Raw genomic sequence first — 18,505 nt, forward strand, 5'->3', positions numbered from 1 at the left:
CAGTGATTTTGTCATTCCGAGGAACGAAGGAATCTCTATCTTATTAATTTAGATTCCCGCTACGCCTGGAATGACAAGCTGAGCGTATATCATTTATTATTTACTCTTTAAAGCAACTACTTCATCCGGATTCGCAAAAGCTCCTCCATCAGTAATGGCTGAAGAATGGAAGTAACCGGCTTTTGTAGATGCTCTAATTCCTTCAATATTGGATGAACGAAGTCCGCCTCCAACAAGTATTTCTATTCTTCCATCGGAGAGCTCAACCAGTTTCTTAAGATTTTCTTTTCCTTCAGATACATTAGGTTTCTGACCGGAAGTAAGAATGGTAGAAAAACCACATTCAATTACTTTTTCTAAAGAGTCTTCAAGACTTGCAGCACGGTCAAAAGCACGGTGAAAAGTACATGGAAGCGGGGATGCCAATGCTACCAAAGCTTTATTCTGCTCCACATTCACCTCATCATTTTCATTCAGAATACCAAATACAAAACCATCTGCATGTAAAGATTTTAAATGAACCAGATCATTTTTCATCTGTTCAAATTCTGAATCCGAATAGGTAAAATCTCCTCCTCTGGGGCGGATCATCACAAAAATCGGGATCGTAATTTTTTCACGAAGCTGTTTCATGGTCTCAAAATCCGGAGTTGTTCCGCCTTCACTGAGACCATCACATAACTCTATTCTGTCTGCTCCGTTTTCAAAAGCGATTATTGCTGACTCAGGATTAAAACACGCTATTTCTATTTTTGACATTATATGGTATCTATTTAATTTTACTTTGGCTCATCCTGCAAAACATCTGCAATCAGAAAGGAACCGTTTTCTTTAACTACTTTTATTATTGATGGATATTTCGCCTTAAAACCATCATCTTTCAATACTATATGGAAAATATATTCATCTTTTGAAGAAGATTTTAACTCACAACTTTCGACTTCAATAGTATTCCAATCCTGTGCTGAGATTAAAAAACCAACACCAATTCCTGCTTTATTGGTATCAAACTTAGACTTCCATTTATCCTGAAATTCTTTTTCGGTAAGGCTTCCGTCTACATCCATCTCTACATTTGTGGCATCCGTTTTATAATCGAAATAGTCTTTGGTTGTGATCTTCTGCATATTCTTTTCTTCACTTCCGATATCAGCTTTGAAATAATCTACAATACTCTTCTTCAGCCAAGCCTGCGCTTCTTCAGATTTATTGGATTCATAATTCAAAACTACTTTTTCCTTTATCGGTTTCGGTTCGGCAGTTGTTTTCATCTCCTTCTTCTCTTCCTTGCATGCGATCATCAAAAATAAGGAAGCGATAATTGTTCTTTTCATATTTTGTTGTATGTTTTGGCTAAAGCCAATAGGTATCGTTGATTTGTTTAAATTAGCTAAATTCCTATTAATTTGCTGTTTTTTGTTGGAATAACGCAAAGGCACAAAGATTTTTCCTGTAGCATTCTTTTTGGGCGCAAGGATTTTATCTCCGATAAAATTTATTTATAACTCTGGTTATTTATTGCCTTTATTATACAATTATTTCAAAGCAAATTCCGGTGTTTCAAGGCGGTTACCTTTCTGGTCATATACCGCAAAGTTGAATCCGTCCTGAATACAGTAAGATCCATATTCTCCTTTTTTATTGATAGCGATAAAACCCACCTGGATATCTTTTAGATTTTTGTTTCTTCGCTGATTGATTTTTACAATCCTTTCCACGGCTTCTTTACAGGCTTCCTGCGGATTTCTGCCCTGTCTCATCAACTCCACTACAAGATGCGTTCCCACCGTTCTTATCACTTCTTCTCCATGCCCGGTTGCTGTAGCTGCTCCTACTTCGTTATCTACAAATAAACCCGCTCCGATAATTGGAGAATCTCCTACTCTGCCATGCATTTTGAAAGCCATTCCACTCGTTGTACAGGCTCCGGAAAGGTTTCCTTGCGCATCCAAAGCAATCATTCCTATAGTATCATGGTTTTCAATATTGGCGATAGGCTTATACTGACTGGTTTTTAACCATTCTTTCCATTCTTTTTCAGATTCCGGAGTCAGAAGATTTTCTTTTTTAAAACCCTGGGAAAGGGCAAACTGCAGTGCTCCATCTCCTACGAGCATAACATGTGGTGTTTTTTCCATTACCGCTCTGGCAACAGAAATTGGATTCTTAACATGTTCCAGACAGGCAACAGAGCCGATATTGTAATTTTCATCCATGATACAGGCATCCAGCGTGACTCTTCCATCTCTGTCCGGACGGCCTCCATAGCCTACACTTCTTTCCTTAGGATCTAATTCTACGAGACGAACTCCTTTCTCTACGGCATCCAATGCTTTTCCTCCTTTTCCAAGGATTGTCCATGCTTCTTCATTCGCCTTTAATCCAAAATTCCAGGTAGAGAGTACAATAGGTTTGTTGATGATTTTTTTATTTTCAGGCAGCTCCCCGGCCATAAGATCTAAGGGATTAATGGTAAGTGCTGCGGTGGCAATTCCCAGTTTTTTAATAAAACTTCTTCGGTTATTGTTCATTGTATGTAAGAATTATTTAATACAAAGCAAATATCTAAAAAAAATTCATTGAAAGTCTTATGCCTTTTTCACTATTTTTTCTTTGTTATTTTTTATTATTTTTATAATGGTTATTTTAATTAATATGTATGTTTAAAACCTTTAGAAAAATGGATTGCTTTAAGGAATTATCGGATGAAGAGATCCAGGTCCTTACAAGCATAAGTACTCCAAAACTTCTTAGAAAAAAAGAAAAACTTTTAGAACCCGGTCAGCCATTTAACCATTTATTTATAATGACCAATGGTCTTCTGAGATTTTTCTTTGACGATGAAAACGGAGTTGAAATCAATACTTTCCTGCCCTCAGAAAAAGAGGTTGCCTTTATGGAGAGCCCGGAATCATATTCCCATGAAGGCACAAAAAAGTATACCATACAAGCTGTGATTGATTCTCAAATTATTCTTTTTAATAAAAGTGAATTTGAACAGATTGCATTTCAGCACAAAGGAATTTACAAGCTGTATTTAAAATCTTTAAAACAGATTATCAGCATTTTATCTGCACGAACAGAGCAATTTTGTAAGAGTTCGCCGCTTTCCCGCTATGAAGATTTTCTAAACAGCCACCCGTTCGTCTGTCAAAATGCAAACAGAAAGTATATTGCTAATTTTTTAGGGATCACTCCCAATTCTCTTTCCCGTATTACTGCCCGAGACAATAAAAAAAAGAATCAAGGAAAAAAATAACTTAAGAATATTTTTAAGTGTTTTGTTCAGTATAATTTTGTCCGGTCAAAAAACTTGTTCTTCATCAATAAAAAAACCAAATGAAAAAAAACACAATCATCTTCAAAGCATTTCATCTTATAGAATAGTCTTTACCTCTTAACAGGATTAATATATGATCTTCCGGATATTCATCACGGATTGAATCTGTATTTTCTTAAGTCAACATTTTATTACCATTTTATATTTATGCAAAGAATAATCACCATTCTCTGCCTGTTACTGACATGCAATTTTGTTCAGGCATCTACAGGCAATATTGAAGACAAAATAGCAGACGGGGCATCCTGGTTAATCTTACTGGTATTACCTATTGCCGGAATTTACCTTTTCTGGAAAGTTCACATTTATCCGGAAAAAGTAGCGGAGGAAAAAAATCATCCTCAGCTGAAAGCCATAAAAAGTATGTGCCTCCTTTCCCTTGTTTTTGGAGGCCTTTTATGGCCGGTAGCCTTAATCTGGGCCAACTATGAATACGGAAATCAGGATCCTCCTAAAAAAGAAACGGAAAACACAGATTTTACCGAAGAAGAAGTTAAACCCATTGAAAATTAAAAAACATGCTGGAATTACTAGTTGCAATATATGCCGGAATATGCTGGCTCCTTATTAAAAAATTAAAACTGATCCCGTGGACATTTACTACACAGGTAATCGTGTATTCATTGCCTATCTTCGGATCTATAGCTTTAATATTAAGTCTGAACTACTTCTGTCCTATTACTTCAGATGTAAAGGTTGTAAACCGAAGTGTGGATATTACCACTCAGGTTTTAGGAAAGGTAAAGAAAGTATATGTGAAGACCAACCAGGAAGTAAAAAAGGGAGATACTTTATTTGTAATTGACAGAGAGCCTTATCTACAGGAAATTAAATCACTGGAAGCTAAACTGAGCAGTATGAAAGCTACGGTACATTCTTATGATGCAGACATTTCGGCTTCCAGAAAAAATATTTCTGCCTTACAGTCACAGCTTGATCTTGCCAACAAAAGAGTAGCCCAATATCAGGAGCTTGTACAGGCAGGAGCCGCCAACAAATTTGATTTTGAACAGGCTGTAACCAATGCACGTGATCTGCAATCCAGAATCAGTGCAGCACAGTCGCAGCAGCAGTCTTTGGAAACAAAATCCAATGCCTCTTATGATGGTGAAAACTCATCTGTTTCTGAGATTCATGCCAAGCTGGACCAGGCAAAATGGAATCTTTCCCAAACCGTTGTTCTGGCTCCTACCGATGGCATAATTCCCAATGTTCAGCTGAATGAAGGAGCAATTATGGCGCCTTTCAAATCTGCATTTGTTCTGATTCAAAAGCAGCAGTCAGTCATTGGATTTTTTGCCCAGAACGAGCTGGAATCGGTAAAAAACGGAAATGAAGTAGAACTGGCACTTAAAACAGAACCGGGAAAAGTGGTGAAAGCCAGACTTGAATATGTAATTGATGCTACGAGTCAGGGGATCATGAATAACGCTGGAGGAATGCTGGGCGGAAACGGTTCTACAGCCGGACTTCCTGATACGGCAAGGCAACTACCCGAGACTGATGGAAAACTTATTGCCAAGTTTGTGCTGGAAGACAACCAGAAACACCTTACAGTGGGAGCAAGAGGAGCAGCAGTGATCTATTCTGATCATGTTAAACCTCTTCATCTTATCCGAAAAGTAATGGTACGTATCAACAGTAAAATCAACTTCCTGATCCCTAAACTTCATTAACATGTATAAAAAGTTAATTTTATTAAGCACACTTGCTGTAAGTTTAAGTTCGTGTATCGGTTATAAAGAAGCTAAAAAGGAAAACATAGATGAGTTGAAAGAAAAGAGTGAAATTGCTTCTCATATACAAATTCCGGATGACTGGATCTTTGACAGAAAAGCGAATTCAAAATCAATTTCCTATGACTGGATCAATGATCTTAAAACTTCTCAACTGGAAGCCTTGATTAATGAAGGAATGTTGTATAATGCTGACCTGATTATTGCCCGGGAAAAGCTGAATCAGGTTGAATTGGCGATGGAAATTGCAGGAAGTGATTTGTATCCTAGCGTAAGTGCTGTTGCCAATACTTCCAATAATCTTGTTAGTGGCAGCCAGGTTCAGCGTCTTGCCTTAAAAGCCAATTGGGAAATTGATCTTTGGGGCAAAAATAAATCTTCACAGATGGCAAGTACCAGCAGTTACTTTTCTGCAAAACATCAGAACACCCTACTGCATCAGTCTATTGCAGGGATGATCGCCAAGGCTTATTTTCTGAATATTGCAGGAAACATCCAGGAAGATAAGATTGAAAGCTACATTAAGAAGACCAAAGACCTGGAAAAGCTTTATATTATTCAAAAGAAAGTAGGAACGGCAAATGCGCTGGATATTTCCAATATCTCTGCAGAAATTATTTCTCTGCAGGGCTATCTTGAAAAGATTAAAAATGCCAATATGCAGTCCAGAAGATCCCTGGAACTTCTCACCGGGAAATATCCGGAGGGAAAACTGGCTACCCAAAACTCTTTTAACCCTGTAAAAAGTAGTATTCCTGAATCTTTTCCTCTCGAACTTCTGGAGAACAGATCAGACATACAGGCCAGTCATTTTCAGATCGAAAAAGTTTTCTACGAAGTACAGGAGGCTAAAGCAGCAAGGCTTCCTTCCATAAGTATAAGTTCCTCACTTGGGAGTGCGGGAAGTAATGTGGAGGCTATTAATTCTTTATTTTCCAATCCTTTGTTAAAAGTGGGTGGAGGATTAGTTTCTCCGTTATTCAATGGTGGAAAGCTTAAAAAGAATGTGGAAATAAAAAACTCTCAGCAGAAACAGGTTGTTGAAGAATACTCAAAAGCAGTTCTGAATGCATTGAACGAAGTGGAATCTTCTTTAGCCAACCTCCGCTCTATTGAAAAACAGATGAATTATACTACTAATGCTGTCAATGAACTGAAAAACAACATTAATCTCACTGAGAAACAGATAAAGGTAGGTACCAACAACAGTTTTGTACTGATCCGTAAACAAAGAGACCTTTTGAAAAATGAAATGAACCTCATCAATCTGGAACTTCAGTACAGAATAGAGCGTATAAATCTTTATATGGCTTTAGGTGCGGAGAACTTCATTTATTCATAGTTTTATACTCGAAAGGACTGCAGATTATTTTCTGCAGTCTTTTTTTGTAAAGAATTAATGAGGCAACTGATCCCTGAAATATCCATACACCCATGTTCCGGCAACGGCACTCAACAAAGTAACGGATACGGCTAAAGCTCCTGTTCCGATCTGAGCAAAAAGAGGTCCGGGACAGGCTCCTGTAATTGCCCAGCCAAAACCAAATATCAATCCGCCGTAGATCTGGCCTTTATTAAACTTTTTTGGAGTAAGCGTAATGGGTTCACCATAGATTGTTTTTATCTTGAATTTTTTAATCAGCATTACTGAAATCATTCCTACCAAAACAGCACTTCCGATAATTCCGTACATATGGAAAGACTGCAGACGGAACATTTCCTGTATCCTGAACCAGCTGATGACTTCTGCTTTCACAAAAATAATCCCAAAAATAATCCCAGCAGCAAGGTACTTCAGGTTATGATACCATTGATGAGTAAGGGTGCTTTCGTTCACACATACCACATCCCGATTGTGTCTATCTTTTTCTTTTATCATGATATAAACTTCTCTTTTAAAATTACAGTTATAGGGAAAGTATGACTGGCAGAATAATATTAGCCATTAAAAAACCACCGATCATAAAACAGATTGTAGCTACCAAAGAAGGCCATTGTAAGTTGGAAAGTCCCATGATGGCATGTCCGCTGGTACATCCTCCCGCATACCTTGTTCCAAAGCCTACCAAAAATCCACCTGCAACCATTATGAGAAATCCTTTCAGGGTCAGTAGGTTTTCAAAACTCATGAGCTGTACCGGAACCAGATGGCTGTAATCTGTAATTCCATAGCCTGCCAATTCTGTTTTCAGGTCTGGATTAACGGTTATTTCTGCGGGATTGAGTAAAAAATTGGCAGCAATCATCCCTCCGAAGAAGATTCCCAGTACAAAAAATAAATTCCAGGCTTCTTTTTTCCAGTCGTATTTGAAAAAATTCACATTGGCAGGTATACAGGCTGCACAGATATGCCTCAGTGAGGAACTGATTCCAAAGGATTTATTTCCCATAATCAATAAGGCAGGAACGGTAAGTCCAATCAAAGGGCCGGCAATATACCACGGCCAGGGTTCTTTTATAATCTCTAGCATTGTTTATTTTTTAATCTAATGTATTTAAAATTTTAGTCTGACACACAAAATCGCTTTTAGGTATAGCGGTAGATACAATCGCTTTAAAGCCACCTTCAATTTCTGAAAAATTTCTGTATCCTCTTGCCTGAAGAATGCTCGCGGCCATCGTACTTCTGTAGCCGCTTCCACAGTGCATGTAGAAATGTTCCGACGGCTCTATCTTATGAATCCACTCGTTGATCAATGCCAAAGGTTTGCTGTAAGCTTCATGAATATGTTCTGCATTGTACTCACTTTCTTTTCTTATATCAATTATTTTTGCTTTTTGACCTTTTATTTCGGCTTCAAACTGCTCTGCAGAAATACGGTTTACAACATCTGTTTCTTTTCCACTCTTTTCCCATGCTTCAAAACCTCCTTCCAAAAATCCTAAAATATGATCAAATCCTACTCTGCTCAAGCGGGTTACAGCTTCTTCCTCTGTTCCTTTTTCAGCAACCAGAAGGATGGGTTGATTTACATTGGCAATCAAAGCGCCCACCCATGGGGCAAAATCTCCGTTCAATCCTATATTGACAGACTGTGGAATAAAACTTTTAGCAAATTCACCGTTGGGTCTTACATCTAAAATCAAAGCTCCGGAAGCCTCTGCAGTTTCTTCAAATTGTTCCGGAGTAAGAGCATGCAAACCTTTTGAAAGAACTTCATCAAAACTGCTGTATCCTTTTTTATTCATCATCACATTCATCCCGAAATACGCTGGTGGAGGTAAAAGTCCGTCAGTCACTTCTTTTATAAAACTCTGTCTGTCCTTTTGGTTCAAAGCATAATTCGTTCTTTTTTGATTTCCCAATGTATCTACGGTTTCCTTCTGCATATTTTTACCGCATGCTGAACCTGCTCCATGCGCTGGATAGACAGTAATCTCATCCTGTAAAGGCAAAATTTTAGTGTATAAACTATTATATAAAAGCCCTGCCAGTTCTTCCTGAGTCATATGAGCACTTTTCTGTGCGAGATCTGGGCGTCCCACATCTCCAAGGAATAAGGTATCGCCACTAAAAAGGGCTTTTTCAATTCCATTTTCATCAATCAACAGGTAACATGAGCTTTCCAACGTGTGTCCCGGGGTATGAAGAACTTTGATTGTAATATTCCCTATTTCAAAGATTTGTTGATGTGCTGCTATTACAGCATCAAATTCAGGATTCGCTGTCGGTCCATATACAATTGGAGCGCCTGTTTTATGGCTTAAATCCAGATGTCCACTGACAAAATCAGCATGGAAATGAGTTTCAAAGATGTATTTCAGTTGTACTCCATCCTCTTTCAATCTGTTGATATAAGGCTGTGTTTCTCTTAACGGATCAATAATGGCGGCTTCTCCGGCTGAAGTGATATAGTAAGCACCTTGTGCAAGGCATCCTGTATAAATCTGTTCTATTTTCATTGTATTTATTTTTGATTGTGTTAACTGATACAAATCTCCAGCTTTCTTTTTTCCTCTACAGCTACTTTTGTTACATAAGAAAATTAAAGGAAGATTTCTTTCGTAATAATATAAATACCCATCACCAGGATAAACCATCCAAATGCTGGTTTCAGTTTTTTACCCTCTATTTTTTTTGATAATTGTGAGCCGATTACAATTCCGATAATGGCAATAGCAGTGATAGAAACCAATAGTTTCCATTCTATTTTCACATGGTTTACTGAAGAAAAAAAACCGATCAGAGAATTGACGGAGATGATAACTAAAGAAGTTCCTATAGCCGTTTTTATTGGAATTTTCAGAAGATTTACCAATGCAGGAATAATCATAAAGCCGCCTCCGGCTCCCACCAATCCGGTTAAAATACCAACTATCGAACCTTGCCCTGCTGCAAGCAAAGCATTATTCTTGTGCGTCGTATGATCTAAAGATTCTTTGGAAATACTTTTTATTATCATTTTATAAGAAGCAAGAATCATTAACCCTGCAAAAATCAAGAGTAAAAAGATATTTTTGGTAATGGTGAAATTCTGTATTTGGAATACCTCATCAGGAATCACGGGAAGTAAATATATTCTGGTCAGAAAAATAGAAATAACAGAAGGAATTCCGAATATCAACGCCATCTTAACATTGACTAATCCTTTTTTTAAATATGAAAAAGATCCTGCCAGACTGCTTATTCCCACAATAAAAAGTGAATATTCAGTTGCCAGAAAAGCTTCGACACCAAAGAGATAAACGAGAACGGGGACGGTGAGAATACTTCCTCCTCCTCCGATTAAGCCTAGAGAAACCCCTATTAAAACGGCTGCTGCATATCCTATAATTTCCATTTTGCTATTCAAATAATTCTAAGGCAAAAATGGGAATGTGAAAGAAAATCTACAGCTACTTTTGTTACATAAGCGGATTTTTTAACACAAATAGGTTCACAAAGGACACAAAGAAGTTAGAGTAATTCCTCTTCTTTGAGATTGCTTCACCTTCGGTTCGCAATGATCGTTGACCACCCCGTCAAAAATTCTTTGAATTTTCGCCACCCCTCCGAGGGAGAGGAATATGAGTACCTTTGATTGAAGTGAAGTGAATGTTATGAGTTCAGGGTTTTCAGGAGAATAATTTTGTTTCTTCCCAGCTTGAGTTTTCCTTCTTCCTCCAGCTGTTTTAAAAGTCTTGAAACTACTACCCTTGCTGTTCCCAACTCATTGGCAAGTTGCTCATGAGTGGTATGAATGGTTTCAGAGCCTGTAAGCTCAGATTTTTTCTGCAGCAGATTAAGAAGTCTTTCGTCTACTTTTTTGAAAGCGATGGCATTGATGATATCCAGGAGTTCTTCAAATCTTTTATGATATAATCTGAAAATATAATCCAGCCATTCCGGATGTTCTTTGATGAATAAAGAGACTTTATCTACGGGGAGAAAAAGGATTTCTGCGTCTTCTTCAATTTCAGCTTTTACGATGCTTTTTTCATTGTGCATCCCGCCCAGAAAAGACATGATACAACTTTCTCCGGCTTTGATATAATACAGTAAAATTTCACGTCCGTCTTCTTCTGTTCTGATCACTTTCAGCATTCCTTTCATCACGATAGGAATAGAACGGATGGAAGCATTTTCATCTAAAATAATATCTCCTTCATGATAATTTTTCGTTGTACCATATTGATACAGTTTTTCTACCAGTTCCGGTGATGAGGAGAATTCTGAAGAAAGTATGGTCTCGTCCTGCATTTTTTATTCTAATTTACACCAATTTCATCAACAAACAACCATGCTTTGGAATCTGCTCCGGGATTTCCGGCCGGAATAATACCTGCATTTTCAATATTTACTTTCAGGTATTTTGCATTCTGTGCTCCTACATTCACTTTGATTTTTCCGCTGGCATTCTGAATTTCTGCTGCCCCTATTTCTTTGATCAGTTTAAAATTCCTGTTATCATCAGAAACAAAAATCTTTGCCGATTTAGCAAGATGAATCCAGCTTCCTTTATTTTCAAGGGTATTGAAATAAACTTCTGAAAAAGGTGTTTTCTGGCCAAAATCAATTGTTGCCACTACATCTTTTCCCTGAAACCCCAGCCATGTTTTACCCAGTTGTTTTACATTTCCGATAATACCATCTACTAAGGTGAAAGCTCCTCCAAAAGAATAATTTTCGCTTGGCTGTTGTTCAAGAGTTATTTTTTTTCCTGTTGTCTTTGAAATGGTAAATGGTTGTACAGACACGGCGCTTTTCAGCTGACCCTCTTCAAAATAAGCCGATTTAATAGTTAAAGAATTAGGAATCTGAACAGCATTCTGATAGGTTTTAGAATTGATGGAAGGATTTGTTCCGTCCAGTGTATATCTTATTCCGTTTGTGTTTTGCGAGGTTGACAATTCGTAGGCAATTCCAGTATTGGAAGGAATTACTTTTCCGGTGATATTATAAATACTTCTGGCATAATTTACCTTCATATCATCCAGAACTTTAAACTGGTTGATCACTCTGTTTTCAAACTCTTTATAATTTTTAGGATCTGATGTTCCCCATCCCACTTCAGAAAGTGCCATTAATCTTGGAAAAATCATGTACTGTACCTGTTTGAAATCTAAAATATATTCTGTCCACAGGTTAGCCTGAACTCCCATGATGTATTTAGCCTGTTCAGCATTCAGTTCGGAAGGAATAGGATTATAAGAATATACTTTTTCTAAAGGAGTAAAACCACCAAAAGCATTAGGTTCAGATTGTGGATCTCCCTGATAGTGATCAAAATAGCAATAGGCTCCGGGTGTCATTACGGCAAAATGTTTTGATTTTGCAGCTTCAATACCTCCGTTCACCCCTGTCCAGCTCATTACCGCAGCATTAGGAGCTAATCCACCTTCTAAAATTTCATCCCAGCCAATAATTTTTCGTCCTTTGCTGTTGACATATTTTTCAATTCGATGAATAAAGTAGCTTTGTAAACCATGTTCATCTTTTAAATTATTTTTCTTAATCAATTCCTGGCAGTGTGTGCATTCTTTCCATCGTGTTTTCGGGCATTCGTCACCACCAATGTGAATGTATTGGGATGGGAATAATTTGATTACCTCATCCAAAACGTTTTCCAGAAAAGTAAAGGTCTCATCTTTCGGACAGAAAACATCATCAAAAACACCCCATTTTGTAGCAGATTCAAAAGGACCTTTGGTACATGCCAGTTCAGGATATGCTGATAAAGCTGCCAATGCATGTCCTGGCATTTCAATTTCCGGGACCACTGTAATATGTCTGTCCTGAGCGTATTTTACCACTTCTTTTATTTGTTCCTGAGTATAAAAATAAGGTCCGTAAGATTTTCCGTCAAACGTATTGTCAACATAAGCCCCAATCATTGATTCTTTACGTTTTGAGCCAATCTGAGTAAGCTTTGGATATTTTTTGATTTCAATTCTCCATCCCTGATCATCTGTCAAATGCCAGTGGAATGTGTTTAATTTATACATCGCCAGATAATCAATGTACTGTTTCACTTCATTTACGGTGAAAAAGTGGCGGCAAACATCCAGGTGCATTCCACGCCAGGCAAATTTTGGCTGGTCTTCAATCTTCATTGCCGGAATTTTCTTACTCTCTTTATATTGTTCGAAAATCTGAACCAGTGTCTGTAGCGCCAGGAAATATCCCTGTTTCGTATAAGATTTTACATGAATTTGGTTGGGAGAAATTTCTATAGAATAATATTCTTTTTTCTGTTCAGCATCAGCTGGAGAAGACGCAGGAATTATAGAACTTGTTAAATGAATACCACCACTCTTTTGAGCATATTGAAATTTTAACTGAGGTTCTATCCGTTTTTTGAAATATTCTGTTTCCTCTTTTGGCAGATCACCACTTAATACCAATGTTTCTGGAAGTATAAATTCTCCCTGTAAAAGTTGAACTTTTTGAGGATAAGGGATTAGATTTAATTTATTCTGGGCTAAAATCACGTTAGAAATCAATACAAAAAACACTAAAAAAGTCCGTATCATTGAATGTGGTTAAGGTTTGAGCTAAGATAATTATTTTTCAAAACTCTTTGAGTCTTTTTAAAAACAAAATTTACCCCTCATTGTTTAGAGGATTACGAAACGGATAATTTACCGTTATTAAAACACAATTATAGAAATTATTCTATTATATCTAGTGCATCATGGTTTGTTTTTTGATAAACCTACACCACTTAAAAAAATTAAAAGGGTTAAATTTGTAAAAAAATACGATGAAAAAAAACATTTTTCTGGCAGCAGCATTATTATTCTCAATGTCAACACAGGCACAAATTTTTGATATCATAAAATCTGCCGTTAAAGATAAAACAGGAGTAGATCTTAATGTTCCGGTAAAAAATACGGGTACTGCAACTTCTCCTAAGACATCCACTACGGTATCCGGTTCCAACAATTCATCTGCAGGCCTTGGAAACCTTACTTCTACCCAGATTTCCTCAGGATTAAAAGAGGCTTTAAGTATGGGAGTAACAGATGGAGTAAAAAAACTGGCCGTAACGGATGGTTTTTTCAAAAATGAAGCTGTAAAGATTTTAATGCCTGAAAAATTAAGAAAGATCGACACCACTTTACGTTCTATAGGAATGGGAAGTCTTGCTGACGAAGGAGTAAAATTACTTAACAGAGCTGCTGAAGATGCCGTAACTGAAGCTGCACCTATTTTTACAAATGCTATTACTTCCATGACGATTACGGATGCCAAAAATATTTTATTAGGCAGTAATAATGCTGCAACAAGCTACCTTCAGGGAAAGACTCAAACTCAGCTTTTCAATGCTTTTCAGCCTAAGGTAAAAGCTTCTTTAGGAAAAGTAGGAGCTGATACGCTTTGGAAAAATCTGATTTCAAAATACAATACTTTTACAGGGCAGGCTGTAACAACGGATCTTAACGAATATGTTACCACAGAAACCATCAACGGAGTATTTAAAATGGTAGCAGATAAAGAGAGCGGAATCAGAAATACCCCTGCAATGAGAACAACAAGTATTCTGCAGAAGGTATTTGGAGCTCAGGATGGGAAATAAATAAGAAGTTAGAGGTTAGAAGTTAGTTTGACATGCTAACCGTTAAGATATAAAAGCTGTTTCATGATGAAACAGCTTTTTTTTGATTGTAATTTCTTTTGTCTTGAAATCGAAGATTCGACGTAGTCAAACAAAAGAAACAAAAATTCAAGACTGAGAGCTCTCCGCTAAAAATAAATCCTGTTCTCTAAAAATTCTAAACTTGCGCGAAATCATTATTTCTTAATCAGTTCTGAATTGGTCTCGCGCTTCGCACAGGAGAATTTTCTTAACGTTCACAGAATTTATTTTTTTAACGCTGCGATCTCCTATGTCGCTTTTAGAGGCAGTTATAGAAAGATTTGTCAAATTTTAAAGAATTCATAGACTGTTTTTATAATGAAGCAGCTTTTTTTTTGATTGTAATTTCTTTTGTCTTGAAATCGAAGATTCGACGTAGTCAAACAAAAGAAACAAAAATTCAAGATCTGGAGCTCTCCGCTAAAAATAAATCCTGTTCTCTAAAAATTCTAAACTTGCGCGAAATCATTATTTCTTAATCGGTTCTAAATTACTCTCGCGCTTCGGACAGGAGAATTTTCTTAACGTTCACAGAATTTATTTTTTTAACGCTGCGATCTCCTATGTCGCTTTTAGGGCAGCTATAGAAAGATTTGTCAGATTTTAAATGATAGTTTCCTATATTGTAAAAAGTTTCGGCCTCACAAAGTGAGGCCGAAACTTTTTTATTTATTATCAGATTAGAATTGCATTTCAGGAATTTCTCCTTCAATAATCAGATCTGCCTCTGTAGCTTTGATAATATCTTCTACTGAAACTCCCGGTGCTCTTTCCACCAGTTTAAATCCTGCCGGAGTTACATCCAGAACAGCTAATTCAGTAACCACTTTTTTCACACAGTTTACGCCTGTTAAAGGAAGTGTACATTTTTTAAGGATTTTACTTTCTCCTGCTTTGTTTACGTGCATCATTGCAACGATAATATTTTCTGCAGAAGCTACAAGATCCATTGCTCCTCCCATTCCTTTCACCATTTTTCCAGGAATTTTCCAGTTGGCAATATCTCCGTTTTCTGAAACTTCCATAGCTCCAAGGATGGTAAGATCTACTTTCTGACCACGAATCATCCCGAAACTAAAGGCTGAATCAAAGAATGAACCTCCTTCCAGAATAGTAATGGTCTGTTTTCCGGCATTGATGATATCCGCATCTTCTTCTCCTTCGAAAGGGAAAGGTCCCATCCCCAAAACTCCATTTTCACTCTGGAATTCTACGGAAATACCTTCCGGAACATAGTTGGCAACCAAAGTAGGAATCCCAATTCCCAGGTTTACATAATAACGATCTTTCAGTTCTTTTGAAATTCTTTTGGCAATTTGTTCTTTTGTAAGCATAATAAAAACTTAGACTGCAATTTAATTATTTTCACTTGAATACAAAAGAGCTTTGTTGTGTTCAATAATTAACACTGTTAGTTAAAATAATATCTGTAATTTTGTTCCATTATTTTTTAATAGAATGAAAATACTTTTTAGATATCTTAAACCTTATCAGTGGCTGATCATTATCTCTTTATTCTTAGCTACTGTTAACCAGGTTTTCTCTTTGTTTGCCCCGGCTATCACAGGAAATATCCTTGACCAGCTGGTTACCCATCCTAACTTTTTTGATAAAGAAAAGCTATTGCCCAGAAACCTGAATGAGTATTTGTACGGAAGTTCTGTATATCATGGAGCTTTTTACTTTTTAGGATTACTTATCGGAACGGCAATGGTGAGTAGAATTGCCAAAGCTTTCCAGGATTATGTGGTAAGTGTGATTACCCAAAAGTTTGGCGCAAAAATATTTACCGATGGTTTGAAGCATTCTATGGCGCTTCCTTATCAGGAATTTGAGGATCAGAGAAGTGGTGAAACCCTGTCAATTTTAACAAAAGTAAGAGAAGATACGGTAAAATTCATCACTAATTTCATCAATATTTTCTTCGGAATTCTGGTAAGTATTATTTTCGTTTCCGTGTATGCCATCCGTTTGCACTGGTCAATTATGCCGGTTTATATCTGTGGAATTTTCTTTATTGCCATTGTTACCAATTTACTGAGTAAAAGGATAAAGGTTATTCAGAAAAATATTGTTACAGAAACCACAGCTCTTGCCGGAAGTACTACGGAAAGTTTAAGAAATATTGAAATTGTTAAAAGTTTAGGATTGACTAATCAGGAAGTAATCCGTTTAAACAACAATACTTACAAGATTCTGGGTCTTGAACTGAGAAAAGTGAAAAGCATCCGTTCTTTAAGTTTTATTCAGGGAACGATGGTCAATTTTCTTCAGCAGATGATTACTCTGACGTTATTGTATCTGATTTTTAAAAATATTGTTACACCAGGTCAGTATCTGTCACTGATGTTTTATGGTTTCTTTATTTTCGGCCCCATGCAGGAGATCGGAAATATTATAATTTCTTATCGTGAGGCAGAAGCGTCTCTTCAGAATTTTGACCGTTTGATGAAAAAAGAGGTGGAAGAAAAGCCTCTTCATCCAAAGCAAATTGGTGCTATTGAGGAACTTGAATTTAAGCATGTTTCTTTCAAACATCAGTCTGCCCAATATAAAGCTTTAAATAATATTTCTTTTGATCTCAAAAATGGGGAGACCATTGCTTTTGTAGGACCAAGCGGCTCCGGAAAAAGTACATTGGTGAAATTACTGGTGGGATTGTACAGACCTCAGGAAGGGAATATTTTGTATAACGGAATCAATGGAAAGGAATTTGATTTTGATGAACTAAGAAATCAGATTGGTTTTGTAACACAGGATACTCAATTATTTGCAGGAACAATCAAGGAAAACCTTCTTTTCGTTAATCCTTCAGCTACTGAAGAGGAACTGGCGATGGCTTTACAGAAATCAAGCTGTACGGCATTGCTGGAAAGAGCAGAAAAAGGAATTGAAACGGTGATTGGTGAAGGCGGTCTGAAGCTGAGTGGCGGTGAAAAACAAAGGATTGCTATTGCCAGAGCTCTTTTAAGAAAACCTCATTTGCTGATTTTTGATGAAGCTACTTCTGCACTGGACAGCATTACTGAAGAAGAAATTACCACTACGATCAAGGACATTTCAAAAGAAAGAGAACAGATTACTGTACTGATCGCCCACCGTTTAAGTACGATCATGCATGCGGATAAAATTTATGTTCTTGAACGCGGACAAGTTGTAGAAACAGGCTCCCACGCCAATCTCATTGCTGAAAAAGGACTTTACTACGCCATGTGGAGACAACAGATCGGAGAAAGAAAAACACTGACTCCTCAAGCATAAAAAAAAGCGCTGAAAATATTTTCAGCGCTTTTTTGTTTTTATGATTCGAGCTTATTCTTTAGTTCTCACTGTTCGTTGCTCAATTCTTTTTTCAAATTTTTCTCCCTGGAAAATTCTCTGAATCATGATTCCCGGAATATGAATCTCATTTGGATCTAATTGTCCTGGTTCTACCAGTTCTTCTACTTCAGCAATGGTAATTTTTGCAGCTCCTGCCATCGGATGGTTGAAGTTTCTTGCCGAACCTTTGAAAATAAGGTTTCCGGCATGGTCTCCTTTCCATGCTTTTACGATAGAAAAGTCTGCCTCGTAAGCGTGCTCCAGGATATGAGGTTTTCCTTTGAATTCCTTCACTTCTTTTCCTTCTGCTACTTCAGTTCCATACCCTGCAGGGGTATAAAAAGCTGGAATTCCTGCCTGAGCAGCTCTGCATTTTTCAGCCAAAGTTCCTTGTGGAGTAAGCTCTACATCCAATTCACCTGAAAGCATCTGTCTTTCAAATTCAGCATTTTCACCTACGTAAGAAGAGATCATTTTCTTAATCTGTCTTTTGTGAAGCAGTAATCCTAATCCGAAATCATCTACTCCCGCATTGTTTGAAATACAAGTCAGATCTTTCACATCACTTTCTACCAAAGCATTGATTGAGTTTTCAGGGATCCCGCAAAGTCCGAATCCGCCAAGCATCAGTGTCATTCCATCCTGAATTCCTTCGATGGCCTCCTTTGCATTTTTTACTCTTTTATCTATCATGAAATATTAGATTTTTCTGTTGGCTAAATTTAATAAATTTTCTTGTATATCCGATGAACGGAAACCCTCCTGAATTTCGTGCTTTTAGAAATATCTTTTTTTCAACATTTAAAACACTTATAACCAAAATATTACCCTCAAAACCGAACAAGTCTGTTCGGTTTTTGCCTTATTTTTCATCAAATTGATTTATATTTGAAGTCTCAAAGCCGGAAATACAGTATATTTTATTGCTTTTGGATTTAAATTAAACACAATTTCAATGTAAAAATTATTCTATAGTAAATACTTACTACTTCTTTCCGGTATTTCATTTTCTACAGATACCATCACATTAATCATATATAAAATCAAAC

17 protein-coding genes are annotated in these 18,505 nt (G+C 37.0%); 6 read left to right on the forward strand and 11 right to left on the reverse strand.

Features of this window, described 5'->3' with window-relative positions:
• Positions 1 to 96: 96 nt before the first annotated feature.
• The 3 genes from ODR02_RS02095 to ODR02_RS02105 all read right to left on the reverse strand — a co-directional run bounded on the left by ODR02_RS02095 (position 97) and on the right by ODR02_RS02105 (position 2,531).
• Positions 97 to 759: a copper homeostasis protein CutC gene (locus ODR02_RS02095; RefSeq protein WP_209785280.1), complete on the reverse strand. Its 663-nt coding sequence runs from the start codon at positions 757 to 759 to the stop codon at positions 97 to 99.
• Positions 760 to 779: 20 nt separating this feature from the next.
• Positions 780 to 1,334: a hypothetical protein gene (locus ODR02_RS02100; RefSeq protein WP_309511468.1), complete on the reverse strand. Its 555-nt coding sequence runs from the start codon at positions 1,332 to 1,334 to the stop codon at positions 780 to 782.
• 201 nt (positions 1,335 to 1,535) lie between these two features.
• Positions 1,536 to 2,531: an isoaspartyl peptidase/L-asparaginase family protein gene (locus ODR02_RS02105; protein ID WP_209785281.1), complete on the reverse strand. Its 996-nt coding sequence runs from the start codon at positions 2,529 to 2,531 to the stop codon at positions 1,536 to 1,538.
• A 149-nt stretch (positions 2,532 to 2,680) separates the two neighbouring features.
• Between ODR02_RS02105 and ODR02_RS02110 the strand changes: the two genes are divergently transcribed.
• From ODR02_RS02110 to ODR02_RS02125, 4 genes are all read left to right on the forward strand, one after another.
• Positions 2,681 to 3,259, forward strand: coding sequence for a Crp/Fnr family transcriptional regulator (locus ODR02_RS02110; RefSeq protein WP_309511469.1), 579 nt, complete (start codon positions 2,681 to 2,683; stop codon positions 3,257 to 3,259).
• Positions 3,260 to 3,487: 228 nt separating this feature from the next.
• Entirely contained in the window at positions 3,488 to 3,853 is a 366-nt protein-coding gene (locus ODR02_RS02115) for a DUF3302 domain-containing protein (protein ID WP_209785283.1), read from the forward strand.
• Positions 3,854 to 3,858: 5 nt separating this feature from the next.
• A complete protein-coding gene (locus ODR02_RS02120; protein WP_209785284.1) occupies positions 3,859 to 5,016 on the forward strand; it encodes an HlyD family secretion protein in 1,158 nt (385 codons plus the stop codon).
• A gap of 1 nt (position 5,017) precedes the next feature.
• On the forward strand, positions 5,018 to 6,418 hold the full coding sequence (locus tag ODR02_RS02125; RefSeq protein WP_309511470.1) for a TolC family protein: 1,401 nt from the start codon (positions 5,018 to 5,020) through the stop codon (positions 6,416 to 6,418).
• A gap of 54 nt (positions 6,419 to 6,472) precedes the next feature.
• Here the strand turns inward: ODR02_RS02125 and ODR02_RS02130 are convergent, their stop codons facing one another.
• The 6 genes from ODR02_RS02130 to ODR02_RS02155 all read right to left on the reverse strand — a co-directional run bounded on the left by ODR02_RS02130 (position 6,473) and on the right by ODR02_RS02155 (position 13,029).
• Positions 6,473 to 6,955 (reverse strand): DUF6691 family protein, encoded by a 483-nt coding sequence (locus tag ODR02_RS02130; protein ID WP_309511471.1) that lies wholly within the window; start codon positions 6,953 to 6,955, stop codon positions 6,473 to 6,475.
• A gap of 28 nt (positions 6,956 to 6,983) precedes the next feature.
• Positions 6,984 to 7,547, reverse strand: coding sequence for a YeeE/YedE family protein (locus ODR02_RS02135; RefSeq protein ID WP_209785287.1), 564 nt, complete (start codon positions 7,545 to 7,547; stop codon positions 6,984 to 6,986).
• Positions 7,548 to 7,557: 10 nt separating this feature from the next.
• Positions 7,558 to 8,979, reverse strand: a complete 1,422-nt coding sequence (locus ODR02_RS02140; RefSeq protein WP_309511472.1) for an MBL fold metallo-hydrolase — start codon at positions 8,977 to 8,979, stop codon at positions 7,558 to 7,560.
• Positions 8,980 to 9,062: 83 nt separating this feature from the next.
• On the reverse strand, positions 9,063 to 9,857 hold the full coding sequence (locus ODR02_RS02145) for a sulfite exporter TauE/SafE family protein (RefSeq protein WP_309511473.1): 795 nt from the start codon (positions 9,855 to 9,857) through the stop codon (positions 9,063 to 9,065).
• A 257-nt stretch (positions 9,858 to 10,114) separates the two neighbouring features.
• Positions 10,115 to 10,756, reverse strand: coding sequence for a Crp/Fnr family transcriptional regulator (locus ODR02_RS02150; RefSeq protein WP_309511474.1), 642 nt, complete (start codon positions 10,754 to 10,756; stop codon positions 10,115 to 10,117).
• A gap of 8 nt (positions 10,757 to 10,764) precedes the next feature.
• Positions 10,765 to 13,029 (reverse strand): glycoside hydrolase family 20 protein, encoded by a 2,265-nt coding sequence (locus tag ODR02_RS02155; RefSeq protein ID WP_309511475.1) that lies wholly within the window; start codon positions 13,027 to 13,029, stop codon positions 10,765 to 10,767.
• A gap of 230 nt (positions 13,030 to 13,259) precedes the next feature.
• Between ODR02_RS02155 and ODR02_RS02160 the strand changes: the two genes are divergently transcribed.
• Positions 13,260 to 14,075 (forward strand): DUF4197 domain-containing protein, encoded by an 816-nt coding sequence (locus ODR02_RS02160; protein ID WP_309511476.1) that lies wholly within the window; start codon positions 13,260 to 13,262, stop codon positions 14,073 to 14,075.
• Between the two features lie 740 nt (positions 14,076 to 14,815).
• On the opposite strand, the gene ODR02_RS02165 is transcribed toward ODR02_RS02160, so the two are convergent.
• A complete protein-coding gene (locus ODR02_RS02165) occupies positions 14,816 to 15,469 on the reverse strand; it encodes a CoA transferase subunit B (protein ID WP_002980639.1) in 654 nt (217 codons plus the stop codon).
• A gap of 124 nt (positions 15,470 to 15,593) precedes the next feature.
• Between ODR02_RS02165 and ODR02_RS02170 the strand changes: the two genes are divergently transcribed.
• Entirely contained in the window at positions 15,594 to 17,396 is a 1,803-nt protein-coding gene (locus tag ODR02_RS02170; protein ID WP_209785294.1) for an ABC transporter ATP-binding protein, read from the forward strand.
• A 51-nt stretch (positions 17,397 to 17,447) separates the two neighbouring features.
• On the opposite strand, the gene ODR02_RS02175 is transcribed toward ODR02_RS02170, so the two are convergent.
• Positions 17,448 to 18,149, reverse strand: a complete 702-nt coding sequence (locus tag ODR02_RS02175) for a CoA transferase subunit A (protein ID WP_105683707.1) — start codon at positions 18,147 to 18,149, stop codon at positions 17,448 to 17,450.
• Positions 18,150 to 18,505: the final 356 nt, after the last annotated feature.

The sequence above is a fragment of the Chryseobacterium sp. CFS2 genome (assembly GCF_036543225.1).
GTDB classification, from domain to species: Bacteria; Bacteroidota; Bacteroidia; order Flavobacteriales; family Weeksellaceae; genus Chryseobacterium; species Chryseobacterium culicis_A.

Bases quoted from the DNA above. Each gene is read 5' to 3' on its own strand.
- ODR02_RS02110 (WP_309511469.1), top strand. From the start codon at position 2,681: ATGGATTGCTTTAAGGAATTATCGGATGAAGAGATCCAGGTCCTTACA.
- ODR02_RS02120 (WP_209785284.1), top strand. From the start codon at position 3,859: ATGCTGGAATTACTAGTTGCAATATATGCCGGAATATGCTGGCTCCTT.
- ODR02_RS02175 (WP_105683707.1), bottom strand. From the start codon at position 18,149: ATGATAGATAAAAGAGTAAAAAATGCAAAGGAGGCCATCGAAGGAATT.
- ODR02_RS02125 (WP_309511470.1), top strand. From the start codon at position 5,018: ATGTATAAAAAGTTAATTTTATTAAGCACACTTGCTGTAAGTTTAAGT.
- ODR02_RS02135 (WP_209785287.1), bottom strand. From the start codon at position 7,547: ATGCTAGAGATTATAAAAGAACCCTGGCCGTGGTATATTGCCGGCCCT.
- ODR02_RS02095 (WP_209785280.1), bottom strand. From the start codon at position 759: ATGTCAAAAATAGAAATAGCGTGTTTTAATCCTGAGTCAGCAATAATC.
- ODR02_RS02130 (WP_309511471.1), bottom strand. From the start codon at position 6,955: ATGATAAAAGAAAAAGATAGACACAATCGGGATGTGGTATGTGTGAAC.
- ODR02_RS02150 (WP_309511474.1), bottom strand. From the start codon at position 10,756: ATGCAGGACGAGACCATACTTTCTTCAGAATTCTCCTCATCACCGGAA.
- ODR02_RS02160 (WP_309511476.1), top strand. From the start codon at position 13,260: ATGAAAAAAAACATTTTTCTGGCAGCAGCATTATTATTCTCAATGTCA.
- ODR02_RS02165 (WP_002980639.1), bottom strand. From the start codon at position 15,469: ATGCTTACAAAAGAACAAATTGCCAAAAGAATTTCAAAAGAACTGAAA.
- ODR02_RS02170 (WP_209785294.1), top strand. From the start codon at position 15,594: ATGAAAATACTTTTTAGATATCTTAAACCTTATCAGTGGCTGATCATT.
- ODR02_RS02105 (WP_209785281.1), bottom strand. From the start codon at position 2,531: ATGAACAATAACCGAAGAAGTTTTATTAAAAAACTGGGAATTGCCACC.
- ODR02_RS02145 (WP_309511473.1), bottom strand. From the start codon at position 9,857: ATGGAAATTATAGGATATGCAGCAGCCGTTTTAATAGGGGTTTCTCTA.
- ODR02_RS02100 (WP_309511468.1), bottom strand. From the start codon at position 1,334: ATGAAAAGAACAATTATCGCTTCCTTATTTTTGATGATCGCATGCAAG.
- ODR02_RS02155 (WP_309511475.1), bottom strand. From the start codon at position 13,029: ATGATACGGACTTTTTTAGTGTTTTTTGTATTGATTTCTAACGTGATT.
- ODR02_RS02115 (WP_209785283.1), top strand. From the start codon at position 3,488: ATGCAAAGAATAATCACCATTCTCTGCCTGTTACTGACATGCAATTTT.
- ODR02_RS02140 (WP_309511472.1), bottom strand. From the start codon at position 8,979: ATGAAAATAGAACAGATTTATACAGGATGCCTTGCACAAGGTGCTTAC.